The following is an 8958-nucleotide window of genomic DNA, read 5'->3' on the forward strand; positions in this document are numbered from 1 at the left end:
TTGCCGTTGCGACCGACCGTCGCGGTGTTTGAATGCGAAACATGAAACCGGAGACCACTGTCGTTCTCGACGGCTACACCTATTTCGAATGTCCACGCTGGCACGAGGGAAGGATCTGGGTATCGGACTTCTACTCTCACCGCGTCGTGTCTGCTCTGGAGGACGGCTCCGATGCACGAGTCGAAGCCGAGGTACCCAATCAGCCCTCGGGACTGGGGTGGCTACCCGACGGCCGACTGCTGATCGTGTCCATGCGCGATTACAAGCTGCTGCTGCGTGAGCACGACGGTTCGCTGACCGTCCACGCCGACCTCTCGACCTATGTGACCGCGAACCTCAACGACATGCTCGTCGACCCGCAGGGCCGCGCCTACGTCGGGAATTTCGGGTTCGATCTGATGAATTTCGCCCCGGTGGAGACAGCCGATCTGATTCGCGTCGACCCGGACGGTTCGGCCCATGTCGTTGCCTCGGACCTGTACTTCCCCAACGGAATGGCGTTCACGGCATCGGGCGAGCTGCTGGTGGACGAGACGGTCGGCAACAGGGTCAGTGCGTTCGACATCGCAGCGGACGGGTCGCTGGGGGAGCGGCGGGACTGGGCGATCTTCGGCGATGTGCCGACGTCGACGGATATGGCCACGGCGATCGGTGAGGTGAAGGTTGCCGCCGACGGGTGCTGCATCGACTCCGACGGCACGATGTGGATCGCCGATGCGCTGGGACAGCGAGTACTGCACGTGGAGCAAGGCGGTGAGGTTCTCGAACAGCTCGATTTCGACCTCGGGGTGTTCGCCTGCGGACTGGGCGGTTCCGATGGCCGCACGCTGTTCGTCTGCGCTGCACCGGATTTCAACGAACATCAGCGCAAGGTCGAAACCGAGGGAAAGTTGCTGGCGGTTCGGGTGTAGAGCGCTTCGCGCATGTGAGTGGAACTTCGTAGTAGGGGTCGAGGCAGGAGTGGAGCCTGCGGAACGACCCGCAGGCTCCGCACTCACATGCGGTGCCAGCCGCTCTAGGCCTTGTCGGGCTCGGAGGCCTTGAGCATGTCCTCACGCTCGACGACCTTGACCCGCTCGCGGCCCTCGGGCTCACCGAGGGAACGCTCGTGTGCGTCGAGGCGGTACCAGCCGTCCCAGGTGGTGAACGGAACCTGCTTGCCCTCGAGGAACGAGGTGACGGCATCGAGGTCGGGCTCGGCCGCACCGGCGAAGCTCGGCGCATCCTCGAGCAGATTCGCGACGGTTTCGTTGGCGTCGCCCTTGGTGTGACCGATGAGGCCGACGGGGCCGCGCTTGATCCAGCCGGTGACGTAGGTGGCGGGCACGGGTGTGCTCGAGTGCGGTGACTCCATGACCCGGCCGGCCTCGTTGGGGATGGTGCCCGCCTGCTCGTCGAAGGGGAGCGCGCTGATGTTCTGGCTCAGGTAACCGACGGCACGGTAGACGGCCTGGACCTCCCAGTCGTTGTACTTTCCGGTGCCGCGTACGTTGCCGGTTCCGTCGAGCTCGGTGCGCTCGGTACGCAGACCCACGACCTTGCCGTCCTCGCCGAGTACCTCGCTGGGGGACTCGAAGAAATGCAGGAACAGCTTGTGCGGGCGGCTACCGACGTCGCGGATGGCCCAGTCCTGCAGGGTGTTTGCGACCATGTCGACCTGCTTGGAGTTGCGGCGGGCCTGCTCGGAGCCTTCGTCGTAGTCGATGTCCTCGGGGGCGACGATCACCTCGATGTTCGGTGAATGGTCGAGCTCGCGCAGCTCCAGCGGGGTGAACTTGGCCTGAGCTGGCCCGCGGCGGCCGAAGACGTGTACCTCGAGGGCCTTGTTGGCCTTGAGGCCCTCGTAGACGTTGGACGGGATCTCGGTGGGCAGGAGTTCGTCACCGGTCTTGGCCAGGACGCGCGCGACGTCGAGGGCGACGTTGCCGACGCCGAGTACTGCGACCTTCTCGGCCTCGAGCGGCCAGGTGCGCGGCACGTCCGGGTGGCCGTCGTACCAGGAGACGAAATCGGCGGCGCCGTAGCTACCGTCGAGGTCGATGCCGGGGATGTTCAGCGCACGGTCGGCGTTGGCTCCGGTGGAGAAGATGACGGCGTCGTAGAAGCGGCGCAGGTCGTCGAGGTCGATGTCGGTGCCGTAGTCGATGTTGCCGAGCAGGCGAACCTGTGGCTTGTCGAGCACCTTGTGCAGCGCGGTGATGATGCCCTTGATGCGCGGGTGATCGGGGGCCACGCCGTAGCGAATGAGCCCGAACGGGGCAGGCATACGCTCGAAGAGGTCGATGCTCACGCCCGGTCCGCTGACATTGTGGTCGGACTTCATGAGCGCGTCGGCGGCATAGATGCCTGCCGGTCCGGCACCGACGATGGCGACGCGGAGTGGACGAGTCTGATCAGTCATGTGCAGCGAGCTACCTTCTTCGAGGGAAGTGCGGACACCCCAGCATAAATTAAGCACTACCTGAGCTGGGGCGGTGGGCAAGTTGCCGTATTTCCCGGTTTCCGGTAGGAATTGGCTGTGCAGACGACATTCCTGGTCCGGCGGTTCACCGTCGACTTCTGTCGTACCTGCACCAACATGTGTTGTCGGTGACCTGACCCGACGCCCACAATCCCGGTTCCTCGAGAAAATCAGGACGGGACCTCTCTCGACGGCAGCGCTGCCTGAATGCAATTCGCTCGCCGTGCACGGATTCGAGGACACATGACCACTCTGGAACAGCCCGCCACTCTCACCGTCGCCACATTCGGCCCGTCGTTCGGAGCCGAGATCCTCGGACTCGACGTCGCCTCGGCCTCCGATGCGCAGATCCTCGCCCTTCGGGCAGCCCTCGTCGAACACAAGGTGCTGGTGCTGCGCGGACAGACGCTCGACGACGCGGCACACATCGAATTCGGTCGACGTCTGGGAGACCTCACCGCAGGCCACCCGGTACACGACAGCGGCCACGTCGCTCCCGAGGTCTACGCCCTCGACAGTCAGGACAACGGATTCGCCGACGTGTGGCACACCGATGTGACGTTCATGGAACGGCCACCGATGGGCTCGATCCTGCGGCCCGTGGTGCTGCCCGCGCACGGCGGCGACACCAACTGGGCCGACAGCCAACTGGCCTACGAGTCGCTGTCCGCGCCGGTGCGCAGCATGATCGACGGGCTCACGGCAGTACACGACGGCAACCGCGAATTCGGTCACTACCTCGCGCGCACACGCGGCGGAAGAGGCAACGTGTGGGACGGCAAGGAAGTCACCGCCCTGGTCCCCGTCGAACATCCCGTCGTGCGGGTCCATCCGGAGACCGGCCGCAAGGGGCTGTTCGTCAATCCGGGTTTCACCTCCCACATCGTCGGGGTGTCGGAGGCCGAGAGCCGCGGGATCCTCGACATGCTGTACGCGCACCTGACCAAGCCCGAGCACATCGTGCGGCACCGCTGGCAGCTGGGCGATCTGGTGCTGTGGGACAACCGCAGCACCTCGCACTACGCCAATCGGGACTACGGCACCGAGCATCGCACAATGCACCGCATCACGCTGCGTGGCGATATCCCGGTCGGCCCCAACTAGTGCCTGAACGGTCGGATCGAGGAAGATTGGCCGCATGGCGTCATGGAGTGAACGTAGACAGCAATGGGTCGACAGTCGCGAGGAAGCGCGCAACAACGCGTCGGCGACGGCTGCGAACTCCGGCGAGGAGCGTCAGCCCAACGCATGGCCGTTCATCATCGCCGCAGGCGTCGCCGTCGTCCTGCTCGTCGGCATTTTCGTGGCCTCGAAACTCGCTCCTGCAGAGAACAACGTGACGCAAGCTCAACTGCTCACCGACAGCGTCGAGGGATTCCTCGAAGCGCAGAACACCGGCAACGCGGATCTGCTGCGCGAGAACACCTGCTTCGACGAGGTTGCGCTGCTCGTTCCCGGCGACGATGCGCAGTACCGACTCGATCGGGAAGGCGAGGTGGAGCGCAACGGCGAGACCTCCATCGACGGCGTGCCCTCGAACTACGAGATCAACGGCGACCGCGGTGTGGTGACGGTCCCGCTGAAGGAAGCAAAATCCGGAGTGCAGACCGACGAGAAGTGGAAGTTCGTGCGCATCGACGACAAGTGGTTGGTATGCAATGTCTGATTCGTGGACCGGTGTCGAGGTAACAGTGAGTGACGGAAGGCTGATCAAGTGACCTACGCAGGTGACATAACTCCCGAGGCGGCGTGGGAGTTGCTTTCACGGGACCCCGAGGCCGTGCTCGTGGACGTCAGGACACGCGCCGAGTGGCAGTACGTCGGAGTCCCGGACACATCGAGCATCGACCGTCCGACCCACCTGATCGAATGGGTCAGTTTTCCCGACGGTGCCCGAAACACCAACTTCGTCGAGGACCTGAAAGCAGCGGGAGTGGACGGTGACCGGCCGGTGGTGTTCCTGTGCCGCTCCGGTCAGCGGTCCATCGGTGCCGCGCAAGCCGCGACGGCCGCCGGGATCGGCCCGTCCTACAACGTGCTCGACGGCTTCGAAGGGGCCACCGATGCCGAGGGACACCGCGGAGCCACGGGCTGGCGTGCGGTCGGGTTGCCGTGGAGGCAGTCGTGAGTATTCCGGGCGGCGGGCAGGAGCGGAGCGACCAGGGGAGTTCTACCGGCGGGCAGGAGCGAAGCGACACGGGGAGTTCTACCGGCGGGCAGGAGCGGAGCGACAAGGGGATGCCACGCGGCGGCGGATTCGACAAGCCCTTGCCCGAGGGGGTCGGTCAGGGAACGCTGGGCGTCCGCGGCGGCCTGATGCGATCGGGGTTCGACGAGAATGCCGAGGCGCTCTATCTCTCTTCGGGTTTCGTCTACGAGAGTGCCGGTGCGGCGGAGCAGGCGTTCACCGGTGACATCGATCATTTCGTGTACTCGCGCTACGGCAACCCGACGGTCAAGATGTTCGAGGAGCGCCTTCGGCTGATCGAGGGGGCGCAAGCCTGCTTCGGTACATCCAGCGGAATGTCTGCGGTGTTCACAGCGTTGGGCGCATTGTTGAAGGCCGGCGACCGATTGGTCGCTGCGCGTAGCCTTTTCGGATCCTGCTTCGTGGTGTGCAACGAGATCCTGCCGCGCTGGGGTGTCGAGACCGTCTTCGTCGACGGAGACGACCTCGAGCAGTGGGAGCAGGCGTTGTCGGTGCCGACGACGGCCGTGTTCTTCGAGACGCCGTCCAACCCGATGCAGTCGCTGGTCGATGTCAGGCGTGTTTCGGAGATGGCTCATGCTGCCGGTGCAACGGTGGTGTTGGACAACGTGTTCGCGACGCCACTGCTGCAGCGCAGCCTCGAACTCGGTGCCGATGTGGTGGTGTACTCCGGTACCAAGCACATCGACGGTCAGGGCCGGGTGCTCGGCGGAGCGATCCTCGGATCGAAGGAGTACATCGACGGACCGGTGCAGACTCTGATGCGTCACACCGGCCCGGCGCTGAGCCCGTTCAATGCTTGGACGCTGCTCAAAGGACTGGAGACCATGCCGGTGCGAGTGCGACATTCGGTGAACTCCGCGCTGCAGGTCGCCGAGTTCCTCGAAGGTCACGCCGCGGTGCGTTGGGTGAAATATCCGTTCCTGCAGTCACATCCGCAGCACGAGCTGGCGAAATCGCAGATGTCCGGCGGCGGCACCGTGGTGACGTTCGAGCTCGACGCCCCCGAGGGGGAAGGTAAGAAGCGCGCCTTCGAGGTACTCGACGCGTTGCGTATCGTCGACATCTCCAACAATCTGGGTGACTCCAAGTCGCTCATCACCCACCCGGCCACCACCACACACCGTGCGATGGGGCCGGAAGGTCGTGCGGCAGTGGGCATCACCGACGGGGTGGTGCGCATTTCGATCGGGCTGGAGGACACAGAGGATCTGCTCGCAGACTTGGACCAGGCTTTGAAATAGCGGTATCAGCGCTCGAACACGCTGAGAACGGTGCGAAATTTGGCCGTCGTCTCCTCGAGTTCGGCGTCGGGATCGGACCCTGCGACGATGCCGCCGCCTGCGGTGGCGGTACCGGACAACCCGTCGGCGGCGAGTTCGATGCAGCGGATCGCAACCATCCACTCGCCGTCTCCGCTGCCGTCGGTCCACCCGACGGCACCGGCGTAGAAGCCGCGGGAACCCTCGAGGTCTCTGATGGCATCCATCGCTGCGGCCCTGGGAACCCCGGCGACGGCGGCGGTGGGATGCAGGGCCAGCGCCAGGTCGAGCGCCGACGTCCTGGGATCGGCCAGGTCCCCGACGATGGGTGTCGACAGATGCCACAGCTGCGGAGTGCTGCTCAGTTGGGGTGCCTCGGGCACCTCGAGCGTCTCGCAGAACGGTGCCAACGCAGCACGGATCTCGTCGACGACGAATCGGTGCTCGGCCTGGTCTTTGGCGCTCGCCGTCAACGCCGCCGAGATGCGCGTGTCCTCATCGGGATCGGCCGAGCGGGCAGCCGTCCCCGCGAACGGGTGGCAGCTGACGATGTTGCCGCGCTTGCGAACCAGCAACTCAGGACTCGCACCGACGATGTGCCTGCCGGATTCGCTCATGGGGGCGAGGTCGGCCAGGAAACCGTTGCCCATCGGATCGCGCGCGACCAGCGCGCTCAACATCGAGGCAGGATCGATCGGTGAATCCGCGGTCACCTCGATGGCCCGCGCGAGCACGATCTTCTCGGCGACACCGGCTTTCAATTGTTCTACGACATCTCGCACTCGCTGCACATGGACGCTCGGGTCGGGGACCTGTCCTGCCACGGTCACCGTGGGTAGCGGCGGTTGAGCATCCACCGTCGCCCAGGGCCCGTCGAGTCGGTAGAACTCCTCCGGTTCGATCAGAGCGGTGGCCTCGGACATATCGAACGGGATCGCGCCGAGCACATTTCGGCCCTCGCGTACCGCGGCCACCGCGTCGGCGATATCGGGAAACGCGTGCCGAACGCCCCGTCCGACCACGTGATGATCGAGGCGGGAGAGCACGAATTCGAGTGTCATCGGAAGGGGTTCTGAGTGCGGCCCACCAAGTCGGCGACGGAATCGAGGACCATGGTCGGCCGGAACGGATACTGCTCGACGGACTGGACCGTCGAGATTCCGGTGAGAACGAGGATCGTCTGCAACCCCGCCTCGAGACCCGAGAGCACGTCGGTATCCATCCGATCACCGATCATCAACGTGTTCTCGGAATGGCCGCCGATCGCGCGCAGCGCCGAACGCATCATCAACGCGTTGGGCTTGCCCACGTAGTAGGGCTCCTTGCCGGTGGCTTTGGTGATCAACGCGGCCACCGAACCCGTCGCGGGCAGCGAACCCTCACGGGACGGGCCGGTGGCGTCGGGATTGGTGGCGATGAAACGCGACCCCTTCTCCACGAGACGAATGGCGGTGGTGATGGCCTCGAACGAGTACGTCCGGGTTTCGCCGAGCACCACGTAATCCGGACTCGAGTCGGTGAGCGTGTAGCCGATGTCGTGCAGAGCGGTGGTCAGACCCGACTCGCCGACCACGTATGCACTACCGCCGGGGCGCTGATTACCGAGGAACGTCGCGGTGGCCAGAGCCGATGTCCAGATGGACTTCTCCGGAATGTCCAAACCGGTGAACGCCAAACGGGCCCGCAGGTCGCGAGGGGTACGAATCGAGTTGTTGGTCAGCACGATGAACGGAATCTCGTTGGCCTGCAACTCGGCGAGAAACGTATCTGCGCCGGGGATCAAGTGGTCTTCGTGTACGAGGACACCGTCCATGTCCATCAGATACGTCCACGGCTGGGGCTTGTCTGTTTCGCTCACCCTTCCATTGTGAACTACGCCGGTCGCGCTCAGGCTCGACTGCCGAACTATCGGGTCGTTCCGCCGGCTTCGGTCCTGCTACCAACTTGCCGCTCGATCTTCGGCGAGCCGGGAGTTGGCTGTGTGTAGTTGGCGTTCGCGGGCCGTGGTGCCACCCCAGACGCCGAACGGTTCGTCGGCGGCGGGAGCAGTTCCACGATTCGACGTGCTCGATCATGACTGCCCCGTTCCCTCGATCGGTGACGGACTCGAACGATGGTCGCGAGAATCTCTGCACCGGGCAAGAATTCGAGTCAGCGTGATTCGGTTTCCAGGTGCTGTCTGTGCTGTGGGTGTTGTCGGGGCTGGGCTTCGACGGTTGCTACTTGCCGGCTGTGTTCGCATTGTGCTCGAGAGCCGCGGACACCCAGAACTGCAGTGCTGCCTCGTTCTCCAGTGCCGCTGCGTCGACAGTGATCCACCCTGCGCCCATCGAGCGACCTCGGCCCATGACAGCGTGCAGGGCTCCGTCGAACTGCAGGAATTCGGGTTCGCGAGCTCCATCCACTCGAACCAGTAGAGCTCGATCTCCGGTGCCGACGCACGCCACCATCTTGCCTCGCACCAGGAAAGCCAGACCGCCGAACATCTTCTGCTCCCGCAGACCTTTCTGGTCGGTGAGGATGCCGCGGATGCGATCGGCAAGAAGCTCGTCGTACGCCATGCGCTTGTGCCTTTCCGGTGATCGTGGCTCTCATCGAAGACCTGATCGGTTGTGGGCGCAACCGTGGATCCTCGCTGTGTGGCATGCCGTTGGCCGCAGCGCAGGTGTGTGCAGCAGGCGGGGCTGTGCAGCAGGCAGGGCTGTGCCCTGGTGCTGGTATGGGTCGTTACGCGGGTTGTCGTGGTTCTTCGTCGCCGGTGCGGCCGGTGTCCTCGGTGTCCCCGGTGTTGTTGTTGTGGTGGTTGTGGTGGTCGGGTGGGTGCAGTACTTCTTCTGGGTGGTGTGCGTGGTTGATCAGCCCGCGACGTTGGGGGTCGATGTCGGTGGGTGGGTGCCACAGGGTGCGGCCCGGGTAGCGGTGGCTCGCGGTGGTTTTGGTGGTGGCCCATGTGCCGGGGCCGGTGCCGACGAGTGCGTGGTGCATGTCGCAGCCGAAGGTGAGGGAGTCGATGTCGGTGGGTCCGC

General features: G+C 64.8%; 9 protein-coding genes and 1 pseudogene. 5 read left to right on the forward strand and 5 right to left on the reverse strand.

Features of this window, described 5'->3' with window-relative positions; genetic code table 11:
* Positions 1 to 41 precede the first annotated feature (41 nt).
* The gene (locus tag J1M87_RS07100) at positions 42 to 911 is read left to right on the forward strand and encodes an SMP-30/gluconolactonase/LRE family protein (protein WP_241256534.1); all 870 of its coding nucleotides are present in this window, start codon (positions 42 to 44) and stop codon (positions 909 to 911) included.
* A gap of 104 nt (positions 912 to 1015) precedes the next feature.
* Here J1M87_RS07100 and J1M87_RS07105 read toward each other — a convergent pair whose 3' ends face one another.
* On the reverse strand, positions 1016 to 2401 hold the full coding sequence (locus J1M87_RS07105) for an FAD-dependent oxidoreductase (protein WP_206488866.1): 1386 nt from the start codon (positions 2399 to 2401) through the stop codon (positions 1016 to 1018).
* A 303-nt stretch (positions 2402 to 2704) separates the two neighbouring features.
* Here J1M87_RS07105 and J1M87_RS07110 point away from each other — a divergent pair, with 303 nt between their 5' ends.
* From J1M87_RS07110 to J1M87_RS07125, 4 genes are all read left to right on the forward strand, one after another.
* Positions 2705 to 3565 (forward strand): TauD/TfdA family dioxygenase, encoded by an 861-nt coding sequence (locus tag J1M87_RS07110; protein ID WP_206488867.1) that lies wholly within the window; start codon positions 2705 to 2707, stop codon positions 3563 to 3565.
* 34 nt (positions 3566 to 3599) lie between these two features.
* A complete protein-coding gene (locus J1M87_RS07115) occupies positions 3600 to 4127 on the forward strand; it encodes a hypothetical protein (protein WP_206488868.1) in 528 nt (175 codons plus the stop codon).
* Between the two features lie 48 nt (positions 4128 to 4175).
* Positions 4176 to 4589 (forward strand): rhodanese-like domain-containing protein, encoded by a 414-nt coding sequence (locus J1M87_RS07120; protein ID WP_206488869.1) that lies wholly within the window; start codon positions 4176 to 4178, stop codon positions 4587 to 4589.
* Positions 4590 to 4699: 110 nt separating this feature from the next.
* Positions 4700 to 5914, forward strand: coding sequence for an O-succinylhomoserine sulfhydrylase (locus J1M87_RS07125; RefSeq protein WP_206489081.1), 1215 nt, complete (start codon positions 4700 to 4702; stop codon positions 5912 to 5914).
* A gap of 5 nt (positions 5915 to 5919) precedes the next feature.
* On the opposite strand, the gene J1M87_RS07130 is transcribed toward J1M87_RS07125, so the two are convergent.
* The 4 genes and pseudogenes from J1M87_RS07130 to J1M87_RS07145 all read right to left on the reverse strand — a co-directional run.
* The gene (locus tag J1M87_RS07130; RefSeq protein ID WP_206488870.1) at positions 5920 to 6993 is read right to left on the reverse strand and encodes an isochorismate synthase MenF; all 1074 of its coding nucleotides are present in this window, start codon (positions 6991 to 6993) and stop codon (positions 5920 to 5922) included.
* Positions 6990 to 7751 (reverse strand): HAD-IIA family hydrolase, encoded by a 762-nt coding sequence (locus tag J1M87_RS07135; protein ID WP_206489082.1) that lies wholly within the window; start codon positions 7749 to 7751, stop codon positions 6990 to 6992. Before J1M87_RS07135 ends, J1M87_RS07130 begins: the two co-directional genes overlap by 4 nt.
* Positions 7752 to 8151: 400 nt before the next feature.
* A complete protein-coding gene (locus J1M87_RS07140) occupies positions 8152 to 8493 on the reverse strand; it encodes a TfoX/Sxy family protein (RefSeq protein WP_206488871.1) in 342 nt (113 codons plus the stop codon).
* A gap of 166 nt (positions 8494 to 8659) precedes the next feature.
* Positions 8660 to 8958 (reverse strand): annotated as a pseudogene (locus J1M87_RS07145) (HNH endonuclease); the annotation flags it as partial.

The sequence above is a fragment of the Rhodococcus sp. KRD162 genome (assembly GCF_017168335.1).
Taxonomy (GTDB): Bacteria; Actinomycetota; Actinomycetes; order Mycobacteriales; family Mycobacteriaceae; genus Rhodococcoides.